Below are 14926 nucleotides of genomic sequence, written 5' to 3'. Positions count from 1 at the left end.
GTTCTTCATCTCTCTGAAGATACTACTCTATCTCGTTTTAGATATAGACGTCCATATAATAGCCTTGAAAAGTTTATTGTTACTATCAACTTGGAGAAAGACAGGAGTTTGAAATATATTCTATCGGCAGAAAACGAATCTCTGATAGAGGAGAGCTCTCCATGAACCAGGAGTTAATCAGGAACTTCTGCATAATTGCCCACATAGACCACGGCAAATCCACGCTGGCAGATAGGCTCCTTGAGTACACCGGGACGGTCTCTAAGAGGGAGCTCAAGGAGCAGATGCTCGACACTTTAGAGCTTGAGAGAGAAAGGGGAATCACGATTAAGCTCAACGCTGTTAGGATGAACTACAAGGCCGAAGACGGTAAGACCTACACTATGCACCTTATAGACACCCCCGGCCACGTTGACTTTACCTACGAGGTTTCAAGGAGTTTGGCCGCCTGTGAGGGAGCTCTACTTGTAATAGACGCAACTCAGGGGATTGAGGCCCAGACCATTGCAAACTTCTTCCTTGCCCTTGACGCAGGCCTTGAGATTATCCCGGTAATAAACAAGATAGACCTGCCAAGCGCAAACCCCGAGTGGGTTAAGGAGCAGATTGCAGAGGTTCTCGGCCTTGACCCTGAAGAGGCTATTCTGGCCTCTGCAAAGGAGGGAATCGGAATTAAGGAGATTTTGGAGGCAATAGTTAAGAGGGTTCCCCCTCCAAGCGGCGACCCGAATAAGCCCTTGAAGGCCCTTATCTTTGACTCCTTCTACGACAACTACAAGGGAGTTATCCCCTTCATAAGGGTCTTCGACGGTGAGATAAAGCCAGGAATGAGAATTAAGCTGATGTCTAACGATAAGGAGTTTGAGGTAGTAGAGGTAGGAACCCAGTCTCCGAATATGGTTAAGGTTGATAAGCTATCTGCCGGGGAGGTCGGCTGGATAGCGGCAAACATCAAGAATATTGAGGATACTCAGGTAGGTGACACCATCACCGATGCTGAGAATCCGACTCCAGAGCCCTGTCCGGGCTTTAGGCCTGCTAAACCTATGGTGTTTGCAGGTTTATACCCGGTTGACTCTGACGATTACGAGAATTTAAAAGAGGCTTTAGAGAAACTAAAGCTAAACGATGCCGCCCTCTTCTTTGAACCCGAAACTTCGGCGGCACTCGGCTTTGGATTTAGGTGTGGCTTCCTCGGGCTTCTCCACATGGAGGTTATTAAAGAGAGGTTAGAGAGGGAGTTCGGCCTTAACCTTATAGCTACCGCTCCCAGCGTTATCTACAAGGTTTACCTCAAAGACGGCACTGTAGTTGACGTTCAGAACCCTGCCGAGATGCCTCCGCCTGAGAAGATTGACAGGATTGAGGAGCCCTACATCTCCGCTTCGATAATTACCCCGGCAGAGTACGTTGGCCCGATTATGCAGCTGTGTCAGGATAGGCGGGGAATTCAGACGGGCTTTACCTACCTTGACCAGTCGAGGGTGGAGCTCCGCTACGACATGCCCCTATCGGAAATCCTCTTTGATTTCTTTGATAAGCTAAAGTCTGTCTCAAGGGGCTACGCCTCATTTGACTACGAGTTTGCAGGCTACAAACCTTCAGACCTTGTGAAACTCGATATCCTCATTAACGGAAAGCCCGTTGATGCCCTCTCGGTAATCGTCCACAGGGATAAAGCCTACCAGCGGGGAAGGCAGCTTGTAGATAAGCTTAAAGAAATTATCCCGAGGCAGCTCTTTGAGGTTGCGATACAGGCAGCAATCGGGAACAAGATTATTGCCCGCTCTACCGTTAAGGCCCTGAGGAAGGACGTTCTTGCAAAGTGCTACGGCGGTGACGTTACGAGGAAGAAGAAGTTATTAGAGAAGCAGAAAGAGGGTAAGAAGAGGATGAAGATGCTCGGTAAAGTTGAGGTCCCTCAGGAAGCCTTTTTGGCAGTCCTGAAGGTGGATTAAGTTAAATAGTGAACCTTTTAAAGAGGTTAGAGTGGAAAGGGCGGAGCTCCCCCGCTACACAGTTGAGGACTATAAACTGTGGGAGGGAGACTGGGAGTTGATAGAGGGAATACCCTACGCAATGGCTCCCTCTCCTTACGGAAAGCACCAGAGAATTTCTGGCTTACTTTTCGGGCAAATTGAGGAGCAGTTAGAGAAGTGCCCGAAGGAGTGTTTTGTCTATCAGGAAGTTGACTGGATTGTTGACGAGCACACGGTAGTAAGACCTGACCTATTTGTAATCTGTAAGAGGGTTGACGAGTACCTTAAAGAGCCTCCGGAAGTTGTTTTTGAGATTGTCTCAAAGAGCACGGCCTTTAAGGATGAGAAAGTGAAGTTTTCGCTTTACGAGAGGGAAGGGGTTAAGTACTATGCCCTCGTTTACCCGGAGCTGGGTAAGGCAAGGGTTTTTAGGCTTGAAGGTAGCCGCTACCGGAAGGTTTTTGACGGTGAAGAGGGGGAAGTAGAGTTTGAAACCGAGTGCCCCTTTAAAATTAACCTCACAAAGGTGTGGAGGAGGGCTTAAAAGGGGGCGGAAAGCCCCCGAAATTACCTGCAGGAAGGCATCTGGATAAGGCCGATGTTTCCGTCTTTTCTCTTGTAGACCACTGCGGCGTTTCCGGTTTCAACGTTACAGAAGACTACAAACTCCCTGTTTGAGCCCAGGAGCTTCATCACCGCATCTTCCACAGAGATGGGCTTGTAAAGCTCGGGCTCAACCTCTATAATTTCAATCGGCTTTTCAACAACCTCTTCTTCTACTAAGGTTATCTGCTTCTTGTGTTTCTGGGCCTCTTTCTTGGAGGCCGACTTTACTTTGTCCTTTAACCTTCTCAGCTGTTTTTCTGCTGCGTCAACAACGTAGTCAACGGCGGTGTAGAGGTCGTCGGTCTCCTTTTTTATCCTCAAGGTGTGGTCGAAAACGTTGTAGATAACCACTTCTACCGAGGAGCGGTACTTCTCCTTTCTTACGATAACGTCTGCGAACACCTCCCTCCTTTCGTCGTCTCCCAGATACTTTTCCAGTTTGGAGAGCTTCTCCTCGAGGGTGTTCTTAATTGCCCCCGTGAGGTCGATGCCGTCGCCGATGAGGTTGAGCTTTAGCTGTGCCATCCCTTCCTCCTTCTCTTTTATCTCTTACCTTTAAATTAAACCTTTAAGCGGAGGCCTGTCTATGGAGAAAAAGGAAGCCTACCTCCTCTTCTCCGGAGGGCTCGACAGCGTAATAGCTGCCAAACTACTTCAGGATATGGGCTTTAAAGTAGTCGGGGTTCACATCTACTCGCCCCTTTTCGGTAAAGACCGGAAGGAGCTTCAAAAACTTGCAGACATTCTCGGCATAGAGCTGAAGCTGGTAGAAGCCGGCGACGACTACCTTCAGATACTCTCCTCTCCCAGGTACGGTTACGGGAAGAATTTGAACCCCTGTATAGACTGTAAAGCCTATATGCTCAGGAAGCTCAAAGAGGTTGCCCCCGAAGGGGCGGTTCTTGCAACCGGGGAAGTTTTGGGGCAGAGGCCCATGTCTCAGCATCTACAGGCCTTTAACGCGATTGAGAAGCTCTCGGGGCTTAAAAAGAGAGTTCTCAGGCCCCTTTCGGGAAGGCTTCTACCCCCCACCGTTTACGAAGAAGAGGGCCTTGTAGAGAGGGAGAAACTCTTAGACCTTAAAGGCCGTTCCCGGAAGCGGTACCCCGATATTTTGAAAAACTTAGGGATACCACAGGAAGAGCTTCCCACCCCCGCAGGAGGCTGCCTTTTAACGGAGCCCTCCTTTGCGAAAAAAGTAAAAGACCTTATGGTTCACAAAGAGCTCAGCTGGGAGAACATAGAGCTTCTGAAGCTCGGCCGCCACTTCCGTGTAGGCTCCTGTAAACTGATAGTAGGGAGGAACAGAGAAGAAAACGCCCGCATTGCCTCCCGGGCGAAGGAAACCGACTACCTGCTAACCGTTCCCAACGTTCCCTCCCCTACGGCCCTTCTCAGGTGTCCCTCAACTCCATCCGACTCCGAACTTCAAACCGCCGCCGCTATAGTTGCCCGCTACTCCGATGCAAAGAACCAACCTCTTGTGACTGTGGCCCTCTACAAAGGTGATAAACTAATAAAAGAGCTGCAAGTTGAGCCCCTACACAACACCCAACCCTACTCTGTTACAGCTTAAAGGAGGGAGAGATGCCGCTCTTTAAAAAGACCCTTTACTCAACCGACTTCTCACCCCTTGCAGAAGTTGCCCTGAACTACGTAAAGAAACTGAAGGAAGCTGGAGAAGAGGAGGTCGTTGTAGTCCACGTTGTAGATGACCTATCTGCCGAGCTCCCCGAGGGAACCGACCTCCTGAAGGAGAAAGAGCTCTACAAACTCCTCCCGGAAGACGACCAGGAGTACCTGCTCGACCTTATACAGAGACTTGAAGCCGTAGAAAAAGAGCTTCAAGAGGCCGGGCTGAAGGTAAAAAAAGTCCTCCGCTACGGTAACGTGGCTAAACAGATCGTCTCCGTTGCCGATGAAGAGAATGTAAACATAGTGGTGATGGGTGCTCACGGAAAGGGGCTTCTTGCCGAGCTTATACTCGGTAGCGTCTCTACCGACGTTATAAGGCTTGCCAAGTGCCCCGTACTAATCGTAAAACAGAGGGAGGAGTGATGCTGTTTCAAAAAGTGCTCTACCCGTTCGATATGAGAAAATCCAGCCTCAGCGTAAAGCCCTACATATTGAAACTGAAAGAGGCCGGCTGCAAAGAAGTCCACATGCTCTACGTTCTGATTCCCTCCGACTGGGGCCTCCTTCCGAGGGACGAGTACGACTGTGAAGAGAAACTGGAGGTCCTCAAAGGTGCCCTCGACGAAGGCTACGGAGACGCCGTAGTGAGAATCTACAGGCGTATGAAAGAGGTGGCAAAGGAGTTTGAAGAGGCGGGAATCTCCGTAAGGGTCGTGCTCGTTCCCGGTGAGCTGGACGAGACAATAGCCGAATACGCCAAAAAACACAACATCAGTTTGGTAACCCTGGGAATTACCTCAGAATCCCTCTCCTTCTTCAGGGTCGGTAGACTCCTCGACATAATAAAAGAGGTTCAGCAGCCCGTTCTCATAGTTAAAGCTCCGGAAGAAGACGGCAAGGAGGAGCTCTAAGCTCCTCCCTACCCTCCCAGAACCTCTACTATAGCCTCCTTGTAGGCCTTAACCATAAAGTCTATCTCTTCCTCGCTGATGGCAAGCGGGGGCATCACCACGAGAACCGGTCCCAGGGGCCTTGTAAACACCCCCTTCTCGATGATTCTCCTTGAAACCCTCCTGCCCACGTCGTCTCTCCAGGAGAACCCCTCCTTCGTCCTCTTATCCTTAACAAGCTCTATGCCTACCATAAAGCCTCTGCCCCTGATATCCCCCACGTGTTTCAAATCGGCAAGCTCCTCCCTCAACCGCCTCCACAGGTACTCGATTTTCGGCCCTAACCTTTCGGGCCACCCCTTCTCCTTGAAAAGCTCTATGTTCCTTAAAGCGACCGCACAGCCCAGCTGGTTCCCGGTGAAGGTGTGACCGTGGAAGAAGGTCTTCCCGCTTCCGTAGTCTCCTCCCCAGAAAGCCCCGTAAACCTCGTCCGTTGCAAGGGTTATAGCCAAGGGCATGTATCCGGCCGTTAACCCCTTAGAGATTGCCATAATGTCGGGAACCACCCCCTCGTGCTGGCAGGCAAACCACTTTCCGGTTTTGCCAAAGCCTGTGGCAACCTCGTCAAGAATCAAAAGGGTTCCGTACTTGTCGCACAGCTCCCTTACGCCCTTTAGGAAGCCTTCGGGGTGGGCTATTATCCCTGCTGCCGCCTGAACCAGCGGCTCCATAACTACGGCGGCAACCTCTTCTCCCCTTTCTTTTAGAATCTCTTCAAGTTTTGAGAGGGAGTAGTCCCTGCACTCTTCGGCCGTTCCGTTGAACCGGTAGGGGTGGGGAGCCGGGATTTTGAAAGTCTCAAACATCAGCTCCTTGAACATTGAGTGGAAGAGCTCTATTCCGCCGATGCTTACAGAGCCGATTGTGTCCCCGTGGTAGGCCTCTTCAAGCTTTATAAACTTGGTTCTCCTCTTCTCCCCCTTCAGCTGCCAGTACTGGTAGGCCATCTTGAGGGCGGCCTCCATTGCCGTTGAGCCGTCGTCGGTGTAGAAAACGTGATTTAGACCCTCAGGGGCAAGCTCTACAACTGCCTTCGCAAGCAGAATGGAGGGGACGTTCGCAAGGCCCAAAAGGGTTGAGTGGGCAATTTTGTTAACCTGCTCGATTAAAGCCTCGTTGAGCTCTTTAACGTTGTGGCCGTGGACGTTACACCAGATTGAGCCTACGGCGTCAAGGTAGCGCTTGCCGTCTGTATCTATCAGCCAACACCCCTCTCCCCGCTCTATCACTATCGGCTCGTGTTTTACGTACTCTGCCATCTGGGTGAATGGGTGCCATACGAAGGTTTTATCCCACTCTTTAAGGAGCCTGCTCTCCATCTTTAGCCTCCGGGGCTTTTCTTGGGGAAACTATATTACCACTCCCCTTTGGCCCCTCTCTGAGGAGGCTACACAGCTCTCTCAGTTCAAATGTGGACCTGTAGATGCCTTTAATTCCCCTTTTACTTTTCCGTATGTTAAACCGGTAGAGTGTAAGTTTTGTAGGCTCTTTAAGGTTCAGCCGAAGCTCCTCTGCTTCTAAGTTGAAGCCGCACACCCTACCCGAAACGGCTTTCAGCTTTAACCTGTTGCCCTCTAACTCTCCCCGTTTTCCTATGCAACTCAGCTCTTCCCCTTCCCCTTCCCACTTTACGGTAACTTCGGTAGGGCTACCGCTTAACCTTGAGGGTAAGGCCCTCTTAGGGTTGAAGAGGACCACCTTTATCAGGGCCTTTTCCGTCTGCTGTACGATAACCTCTCTTTTCTCTTTCGGAGGGAAGTTCTCGGCGGGGGGCGTTGTTTGGCTTTTTCGCTCTTTGAGTGCCAGCGGAAGGGTAATGAGGAAGATAAGGAGGAGCCCAAAGGCCCCTCCCTTTAACCTCTTCGAGGTTCTCATCTTACTGGTTCTGTGTGGGGAATACTATGTAGTAGGTCCCGTAGTCGGTGTCGAAGTAGATGCCGTCTAATGAGTAGAACTCTGTTCCGTTGTAGTTAACGATTGCGAACTGTGCGTTCGGGTCCATAGAGGTTAAGAACTTGTAGAGGTTGGAGTCTTTGTTAAACCAGATGTCTCTCTCGAAGCGGAGACACTGTTCCACTTCGGTTCCGTTGTCGTAGTAGTAGTAGTAATCGGTGCAGACTTTAACCTCGAGCATGTTGCCGTTATCTACGTCTTGGGTAATCTGGTCGCCGGTTATGGGTTGTGTAAACGGTGTTCCCAGGTAGATGGTAGCCTGCTTGAATGTGGCGTTGTCGCTGCAGAGGTTTCCGGAGTACAGGACATCTACCTGCTTGTCTACGGCGTCGGGGAGACCCCCGAGGCTCTCTACTAACGTGTCGATGTTGTCGTAGCTAACTGTGCAGTTGTCGTTTCTTACGTTTACGGTCTGGTTTGCGCTGTCGGGTATCAGGATGTTAAAGGTGAGGTCCTGGGAGGAGTAGTTACCGCTGTGGATGGCGCTTCCGAAATCTTGGCCGGCCTGAGCCGCAAGCTTAAGGGCCTCTTTAAGGTCGTTCTTTGCACTGTCGATAAGTGCGGTGTTTTCGATTTGGAGCTTCTCCATCTCTTTCAGAACCGAGTAGGAGTTGAAGTCAACGTTCTCCCAGTTGTAGGCGAGTGAGTACTCAACGTTAGCCCTTGCAAGGTAGAGGGCGGCCTTGATGGTTGTTAAAGTCTCTTTATCGAGGTGAGTTCCCGGCGTTAGGGAGTAGAAAGAGATGATAGAGTCGGGTAGGGTAATTGTTGCAGGGTTTTGAATGCTCTCAACGTAGCCTATGGCGGTGTTGAGCTTCTCCAGTAAGTCTTTCAGGTGGTCTTTGTACTCTTTGGGGCTTAGCTCAAACTCCGGACCGGTTTTCTCCACCCTGAAGAAGGGGGAGTAGGAAGGTGTTACTATGGAGTATCCCATCGGTGTGAGGAATCCGTCCTTTGCAGACTTACCTATCACCGCCAGGGCAAGGAGCAGCTTCTCTGTATCGTTTAGGTTGCTGAGGGAGTGGAGTGCTGAATAGACGGTATCAAACTCCCCTTGGGCAAGGGCCGTTTCAAGCTCCTCGTCGTTTACGTTGGGAGGTGTAATGGTTGCGCTTCCTGTGAGCCAAAGTTTGCCGTAGAGGCCGTTTCTGTCTGTGTAGGATACGCTGAACTCCTTAAGGTTTACGTCCTCTACCCAGTAGGTGTCCGATGTGCCGGCAACCTCAATCTGAACGCCGTCTTCGGAGAGTTTAACTGTGTTCCAGTTGAGGCTGTTGTACGTAGAGTTTGAACACTGGGTAAGTTTGAACTGATAGGGGTTGTCGGGGTTAACGTTGAGTGTGCACTGAACAACTTCGTTACTTTTGTTAGTTGCCAAGCTTACGCTCTGGCCGTCGACTGCAGTCAGGAAGGTCCCCATTTTCCAATAGAGCTCTTTCAGCTCGTCGGCCACCTCTACTTTTTCGCCGTCGCAGTAAACCTCAACGGTTGTTCCGTTGTCGGACTCTACCGGCTTAATCTCTATGGAGTGCTCTTGGTCATCCTTCTTAACCTTGAGGGATACGGTTTTACCCTGCTTAACGAGCTCCTCTATCGGGTCGGCCGGCGGGTTCTCCACCGTAACGTTTGATAGGTCTATCGTTTGGGCCGTTCCGGTTGTGTCGCCGGCCATTGCGTGGATTGCTGCGGCTATGGCTGCAGCGATTGTTGCGTTACCCTCTGCAACTGTTGTGGGGCTTAAAACTGCGCTGTCGGTACCCACTTTAACTTCACCTAAGGAAACGCCACCTGCTACAACCTCAAGGGTTACGGGTAGGGAGTCAACCGTGAGCTGGGCCTTTCCGGTGCTGTCTGTTTGGGCGCAGATGTCGGTTCCCTTTACGCACACTTGGGCACCTTTAACAATACTTGACGTGACGTAGGTGGTGAGGGTTACCCCGTTTGAGCTTGTGCTGAGCTGTGAAGAGCCTCCTCCCCCGCCTCCGCATCCTGCTGCTATTAGGGCAAGGGAGAGTAGTGGTATTAGTTTTCTCATCCTCCCCTCCGTTTAGGTTTTGGTCTTCTTAAGTGGTCTTAATATTTTATACCAACTTTTAAAGAATGCCCTAATATTAAAGATTCCCTATTTCAATATACAAATGTGGAGCTCATTTAACTCTTTTTGAAGGTTAATCTTCTTGTTTTCTTAAAGAACAATAAAAATTTTTAACCGTACTTAGAAATATACTTATTCCAGCCGCCTGCAACCGACTAAAGAGGGGGGACGTGTTTAGGTTTACACTTTTCTTCCTTCTTTTCCTTTTACTCTTCTCCTGCGCTCCTGCCAAAAAGAGGGTGGAACCCGTTTCCTACTTACCCTTTTTGGGGAGTGTAGATTTACTGGACCCGCTTAACCCGTCTGCCCCCTTGAAGCTTTTCAGCGGGAGTGTAGAAGGGGCGTTTGCCACCTATAGGGCGGGGCAGGGTTCGGCTCCTCACTGGGCGCGGCTTGTCTTTGTTTACAGGGGCGACGTTTACGTTTTAAACCTTTTGAAGGGAACGGCAGAGGGGATGAAGTTCAACTGCCTCAATGCCACAATTGCCGATAAGTTGGTAGACCCTCTGGCAAGTGGAGCCTACATAACAGACCTTAATGGAAGCTACCTCCTTAACGTTGATAGAGGCCAGCTTGCTGTTCTGCCCGCCTCTTTCCGTTTTGTCTCTTTCCTCTATCCGGTAAAGGAAGGGGAGCTGCTCTTTTTGGCCCTTTCCCAGAGGGAGCTGAAGCTCTGTTCCCTAAAGGAAAAACTGGAGTGTTTCGGAATTGCCTCCAACGTGCTTTCTGCTTCACTAACTGCCCGTGCCCGGGGAGCCGGAGGTGCTCAGGCTTACGCCCTTAAGCTAAACGGTGGAACTTTTCTGCTTACTCGAAGTAACGGCAAGTGGAGGCTTTTTAGGAGCTCTGAGCCTATTTCTTCTCTTGCCTTTTCCGGTGGAAGGCTTTACGCTGCTTCCGGTGGGACGGTATTTGAACTATCAGGCAGCCGTTTGGTTCCGGTGTACTCTTTAGAAGAGAGGGGGCAGGTTAAGGAGCTTCTCCCTTTAAGGAGCGGAGTTGTTGTAGCCTTTGAGAGAGAAGGGTTTCTCTTTTTAAAGTTTCTCCACGGTGGAGAGGTTTCCGTTTTCGATAGGCGGCCTGTGGTTCTTTTCTGCAAATCTTTGGGTGGTAAGCTTTTCTACAACGCCTATAACGCAAAGTGTAACCTCTCGGCGTGTCTGTTTGAGCCGGGTTCCGGAGTTAAGTGCTACAGCAGCTCGTACTGGGCCGGCTACTCCGTTACAGAAAAGGGTTACAACCTTTTCCTGGTTGAGAATGAAGACCCGGAAACCTGCGGAGGCGGAGAGCTCTTTACCGTTTCTCAAGGTGGCGAAAAGATTGTAGACCTTGGGGCCCTTCCGGACTACTCCACTTTCTACGTTTTCGGTGTGGGTAGGTGGCTGCTGGGAACGGTTACCGCCTTTAGCGGAGGGAGGTTCGGGAAGAGGGTTGTGTTTCTCGATTCCCAGACTCCAAACTCTCTGACCTTCGTTCCCGGAGGGGAGGGACCTCCTGTTTATTGAAAAGATTTTAATAAACCGGTCGCTCACGCCTATTAGATTCAAAACTGAGGTTAACCGTTTTGAGGGAGGGGGAGATGTTTCGTAAATCCCTTTTAGGCGTTCTTGCTCTCTTTTTGATTTCCGGCTGCGGGGGAGGAGGTTCCTCTTCTGTAACGGGGGGAAGAACAACCGGAAACGTAACAGCCACTTATCTTCCCTACCTTTCGAGTATCGATTTTGTCGACTGCAGTGTTCCCAGTTCTCCCATTAAGGTGGTTTCGGGGGAGGTAGAAGGGGTGAAGCTCTTTGTTAGGAACGCCTCCGTTAACATGGCCGACGAGAGTTATACCGACCGACACTTCAACTACCTTGCCTTTCTACAAAGCGGTAAGGTCTATAGACTTTCTCTCCTGAAGAAAGGGAAACTTCCGGCTCCCGAGCCGGTTAGCGGAGTTTCCGGAGTCTGTTCTTTCGTTGCCACTGCTGCAGATATAGATACAGATAGAGGTTACGTTGTTGCCGAAACTGCAGGTTCAGACGGTAACTGCTCAACGGCGTCGGATAACGAACAGTGGCTTTTGGACATGGCCGATTTAAAAGGAATTAACCTAAACGGTAAAGAGTTTATTGCCTTTTTACCCGATTCCCGCTTTAGAGTGGAGCACGCCCTGTTTTACCGGGCTACCGCTGCTTCTGCTGAAATCTGTTCGTTGCCGGGCGTTGATAACTGCACTTCTATAGTCTCTTCTCTGTCTCGGCCGACGCTTCTTTCGGCTCTTTCCGTTTATAAACATTCGAAGCAGGGGTTTGAACACTACTACTGTATAGATTTCGGCTCGGGAGCCAAACTTTACAGCTGGAACGGCTCCACTTTAGGTGAGCTTCCCAACGGAAACTGCACCGGCTGGTTCACAATGGCCGCCACCGAGGATACCCTTTACGGAACCGACGGAAGCTCCCTTTTCGTTTACAGAAACGGTTCCCAGTTTCAAGTTCCATCGCCCGTTTCGGGTGCAACCATCTCCGGTATTGAAGTCCTCGGCCATTACGTTGTTATTCAGCTTTACGGAGGTGTAACCCCGTCCCTTTACTACTACGACCCTCAAACGAACTCAACTTACCAAATCGCCTCCCAGGTTGAACCGATGCCTCTGCCCCTTCAGTACAAGCTCTACTACGTAAAGCTGCTTACCAACGGCACAGAGGAGGCCTGTATCTGGAACTCAGCTGAGCCAAAGGCTTCCCCCATCTGTGTTCAGGACGCCTATTGGGCCGGCTACTCTGTTAAACCTTCCGGAAAAGGAGACGACTACGTAAATGCCCTTCTGCTTGTTGAAAACGGAAAACTTTACTCAACAGACCTAAACGGTCGCAGGCTGAAAGAGCTGGGGAGTGTGGATTCAACGGCTAGGGTCTTCTTCTACGGAATAGGGAACTGCCTCCTCGGGGAGGAGCTGTACCAGAGCGGCAATGCAGACGTTCTCTTTGTTGACCTCGGCAGGGAAAACTCCCTTCTGAAAGTAACCGATACGCCAAACAGCTCAGAGTTCGTTATTTACTAAAGGGGGCGTATCGCGCCCCCTTTAACTTAAGCCTTTTGAAGGGTGGCTTTACCTATTTTCACGCCCTCCATAAAGGCGTTTTTGTTAAGCTCTATGAACCTTGAAGGAACGCTCTTTTCTATGGCTTTCAGGAAAGACTCCTCAGATATGAGGGGTTTCCCGTCAAACTGCAAAGTTGTAGCCACCTGGAAGACGCCGAGTGCCACTATGTTCATAACCTGCCTTCTGCCGAGCACTTCGGCTGCAGTTCTTGCAATAGGAGCGGAAACCACCCTGTACATATTGCAGTCCAGGTCGCACTGAACGAGGTCCTCATCCACGATAACAAGGGCCCCCGGCTTAACCCCTACGAGGACATCTGCGTCTGCCTCGCTGCACTCGGGGTCGAGCCTTATGGGCTTGCCCTTTATCATATCGTCGTAGGCTTCCTGGGACTGGATTACAACTGCGTCAAGCTCGGTGGTTTTCGGGAAGTCTATCGGCTGGTCGGAGATTACAACGTCTCCGAGGGAAACCCCGCTACGCATTGCGGCACCGTAGGTAGCTGTTTGAGTAGCCCAGAGCCCCTCCTCTGCTGCCGCCGTGGCGAGGACAACTGCGGCCAGAATGGAGCCCTGACCGGCGGAACCTATTACCCTAACCTCGTACCTCATTTCTCACCTCCGGAAAGCTGCTTAACCTTGCTCCAGTAGACCTCTGTGTACTCGGGACGGGAGTCGTCGTGGTAGAGAACTCCCCTGGGTATCTTTCCTGCACGTTTCTCCTCGGGAAGCTTCTCCCAAGCCTTTATGGGGAGGGTGTTTTCCTTGAACCAGAAGTACATCTCCTCAAAGCTCATCCTGTTCTTCCTACCGTAGATGATGGTACACGGAGAGAGAACCTCAATGAGGGAGAACCCTTTATGTTTAATACCGTCCATTATGAGCTTCTTCAGCTCCATTGCGTGGTAAGCGGTTCCCCTTGCCACGTAGGTGGCTCCGGCGGCTATTGCCATCTTTGCGATGTCAAATTGAGGCTCGTAGTTGCCGTAGGGGGTGGTTGTTGCGTAAGCTCCGGTAGGTGTTGTGGGGGAAACCTGACCGCCGGTCATACCGTAAATCCAGTTGTTTATGAGAATTACGGTTATGTCTATGTTCCTACGGGCTGCGTGGATAAAGTGGTTACCGCCGATTGCAAGGGCGTCTCCGTCTCCTGTGAAAACGATGGTCGTAAGCTCGGGTTTAAAGAGCTTCAACCCCGTTGCAAAAGTCGGAGCTCTTCCGTGGGTGGTGTGGAGCGTAAAACCGTCGAAGTATCCGGGGGTTCTGGAAGAGCACCCGATACCGGAAACCATTGCGACCTTATCGTTGGGAATTCCGAGCTCGTCAAGGGCCATACAGGTTGCCCTGAAGGCCTGCCCGATACCGCAGCCCGGACACCAAATCGTGGGCATCTTATCGAGGCGCAGGTACTTAAAGTAGGGCTTCTTCTCTATGATTTTCTCCATAGGTATGTTAGGAGTGCTCATTACTTACCTCCTTTGGCAATTTCCTCGATTTTTGCAAGGATTTCGCCCGGGTAGATAATCTTTCCGTTCGCTCTGTTGAGCCTGTAAACGGGACACTCACCCTTGGCGCACCTCTCAACCTCGAGGACGTACTGTCCCATGTTGAGCTCGGGAACGAGTATAGCCTTAACGCTCTTTGCCAGCTTGTTGAGGGTCTCCTCGGGAGAGGGCCAGATGGTAACAACTCTTAAGAGGCCCACCTTTATGCCCTTGTCCCTGGCCATATCTACAGCAGTTTTTGCGGCCCTTGCGGTTGTTCCGAAGGTAACAATTGCGAACTCCGCGTCGTCCAACTTGTAGAACTCGTTCTTCTCCAGCTCGGGCTGAACCCTTTTAACCTTGTTAATCAGCCTCTCTATAAGCTCCTGACACATCTGCGGGTCGGTTGTGGGGAAGCCGGTGTAGTCGTGGTGGAGACCGGTGGCGTGACCCCTGTAGCCGGGTGTTCCGTAATCGGCTATTGCGGGAACCAGGTCCTCTCCGGGCTTGTAGGGCAGGTACTCCTCCGGAGGAACCGTAGGTTGCTTTCTGTTCCAAATTTCAACCTTGTCGGGGGTGAACTGCTCCATATCTACCGTTTCCCTCATGTGGCCAAGGACTTCGTCCAGGAGCAGGACAACGGGAGTCCTGAGCCTTTCGGCCCAGTTGAACGCCCTTATGGTCTCCTCCATTATCTCCTGAACGTTTCCAGGGTAGAAGACCGGAATGAGCTTGTCTCCGTGGGTTCCCCAGAGGGACTGCATAATCTCCTGCTGACCCGGCTGAGTGGGAAGACCGGTAGACGGGCCACCCCTCTGAACGTTTACCACAACGCACGGAGCTTCAACCATAAACGCGTATCCCAGGTTCTCCTGCTTAAGGGAGAAACCGGGGCCTGAAGTTGCCGTCATCGCCTTGGCACCTGCCATAGAGGCGCCGACAGTTGCACCCATTGCTGCGATTTCATCCTCCATCTGGATGAAGGCTCCCCCTACCTTGGGCAGGAGCTCGGCCATCTTCTCTGCAATCTCGGAAGAGGGTGTAATCGGGTAACCGGCGTAGAACCTACACCCTGCAAGGATTGCAGCTTCGGCACATGCGTGGTTACCGTACTTTAACTCTAATCTTGCCATTCCT

The 14926-nt window shown here is 51.1% G+C and carries 14 protein-coding genes; 7 read left to right on the top strand and 7 right to left on the bottom strand.

What is annotated here, in order from left to right; all coding sequences use genetic code 11:
- Positions 1-161 precede the first annotated feature (161 nt).
- Positions 162-1958 (top strand): translation elongation factor 4, encoded by a 1797-nt coding sequence (gene lepA / locus THEAM_RS07190; protein WP_013538173.1) that lies wholly within the window; start codon positions 162-164, stop codon positions 1956-1958.
- Between the two features lie 31 nt (positions 1959-1989).
- Positions 1990-2523: a Uma2 family endonuclease gene (locus THEAM_RS07185; protein ID WP_013538172.1), complete on the top strand. Its 534-nt coding sequence runs from the start codon at positions 1990-1992 to the stop codon at positions 2521-2523.
- A 23-nt stretch (positions 2524-2546) separates the two neighbouring features.
- On the opposite strand, the gene hpf is transcribed toward THEAM_RS07185, so the two are convergent.
- A complete protein-coding gene (hpf, locus tag THEAM_RS07180; protein ID WP_013538171.1) occupies positions 2547-3110 on the bottom strand; it encodes a ribosome hibernation-promoting factor, HPF/YfiA family in 564 nt (187 codons plus the stop codon).
- Positions 3111-3171: 61 nt separating this feature from the next.
- Here hpf and THEAM_RS07175 point away from each other — a divergent pair, with 61 nt between their 5' ends.
- Genes THEAM_RS07175 through THEAM_RS07165 form a run of 3 tightly spaced genes read left to right on the top strand, consistent with a single transcriptional unit; the run spans position 3172 to position 5131 of the window.
- The gene (locus tag THEAM_RS07175; RefSeq protein WP_013538170.1) at positions 3172-4161 is read left to right on the top strand and encodes a DUF814 domain-containing protein; all 990 of its coding nucleotides are present in this window, start codon (positions 3172-3174) and stop codon (positions 4159-4161) included.
- Between the two features lie 11 nt (positions 4162-4172).
- The gene (locus THEAM_RS07170) at positions 4173-4643 is read left to right on the top strand and encodes a universal stress protein (protein ID WP_013538169.1); all 471 of its coding nucleotides are present in this window, start codon (positions 4173-4175) and stop codon (positions 4641-4643) included.
- Complete coding sequence (locus tag THEAM_RS07165) at positions 4643-5131, top strand: universal stress protein (protein WP_013538168.1); 489 nt, start codon at positions 4643-4645, stop codon at positions 5129-5131. Before THEAM_RS07170 ends, THEAM_RS07165 begins: the two co-directional genes overlap by 1 nt.
- Before the next feature lie 8 nt (positions 5132-5139).
- Here the strand turns inward: THEAM_RS07165 and bioA are convergent, their stop codons facing one another.
- From bioA to THEAM_RS07150, 3 genes are read right to left on the bottom strand one after another with little or no spacing between them, the layout of a single operon-like run.
- Positions 5140-6489 (bottom strand): adenosylmethionine--8-amino-7-oxononanoate transaminase, encoded by a 1350-nt coding sequence (gene bioA / locus THEAM_RS07160; protein ID WP_013538167.1) that lies wholly within the window; start codon positions 6487-6489, stop codon positions 5140-5142.
- Complete coding sequence (locus THEAM_RS07155; protein ID WP_013538166.1) at positions 6470-7045, bottom strand: hypothetical protein; 576 nt, start codon at positions 7043-7045, stop codon at positions 6470-6472. Before THEAM_RS07155 ends, bioA begins: the two co-directional genes overlap by 20 nt.
- A gap of 1 nt (position 7046) precedes the next feature.
- Entirely contained in the window at positions 7047-9158 is a 2112-nt protein-coding gene (locus THEAM_RS07150; protein WP_013538165.1) for a hypothetical protein, read from the bottom strand.
- A gap of 230 nt (positions 9159-9388) precedes the next feature.
- Here THEAM_RS07150 and THEAM_RS07145 point away from each other — a divergent pair, with 230 nt between their 5' ends.
- Positions 9389-10723, top strand: coding sequence for a hypothetical protein (locus THEAM_RS07145; protein WP_013538164.1), 1335 nt, complete (start codon positions 9389-9391; stop codon positions 10721-10723).
- A gap of 74 nt (positions 10724-10797) precedes the next feature.
- The gene (locus THEAM_RS07140) at positions 10798-12264 is read left to right on the top strand and encodes a hypothetical protein (protein WP_013538163.1); all 1467 of its coding nucleotides are present in this window, start codon (positions 10798-10800) and stop codon (positions 12262-12264) included.
- A gap of 26 nt (positions 12265-12290) precedes the next feature.
- Here the strand turns inward: THEAM_RS07140 and THEAM_RS07135 are convergent, their stop codons facing one another.
- The 3 genes from THEAM_RS07135 to THEAM_RS07125 are packed head-to-tail and all read right to left on the bottom strand — an operon-like array spanning position 12291 to position 14922.
- Positions 12291-12917: a 2-oxoacid:acceptor oxidoreductase family protein gene (locus THEAM_RS07135; RefSeq protein WP_013538162.1), complete on the bottom strand. Its 627-nt coding sequence runs from the start codon at positions 12915-12917 to the stop codon at positions 12291-12293.
- The gene (locus THEAM_RS07130; RefSeq protein ID WP_013538161.1) at positions 12914-13771 is read right to left on the bottom strand and encodes a 2-oxoacid:ferredoxin oxidoreductase subunit beta; all 858 of its coding nucleotides are present in this window, start codon (positions 13769-13771) and stop codon (positions 12914-12916) included. The genes THEAM_RS07135 and THEAM_RS07130 overlap by 4 nt, the downstream gene beginning before the upstream one ends.
- Positions 13771-14922, bottom strand: a complete 1152-nt coding sequence (locus tag THEAM_RS07125) for a 2-oxoacid:acceptor oxidoreductase subunit alpha (RefSeq protein ID WP_013538160.1) — start codon at positions 14920-14922, stop codon at positions 13771-13773. Before THEAM_RS07125 ends, THEAM_RS07130 begins: the two co-directional genes overlap by 1 nt.
- Between the last annotated feature and the right edge of the window lie 4 nt (positions 14923-14926).

It is taken from the genome of Thermovibrio ammonificans HB-1, from assembly GCF_000185805.1.
Classification (GTDB): Bacteria; Aquificota; Aquificia; order Desulfurobacteriales; family Desulfurobacteriaceae; genus Thermovibrio; species Thermovibrio ammonificans.
Note: the sequence above shows the minus strand (reverse complement) of the source record. Positions and strands in the feature narration are given on the sequence as shown.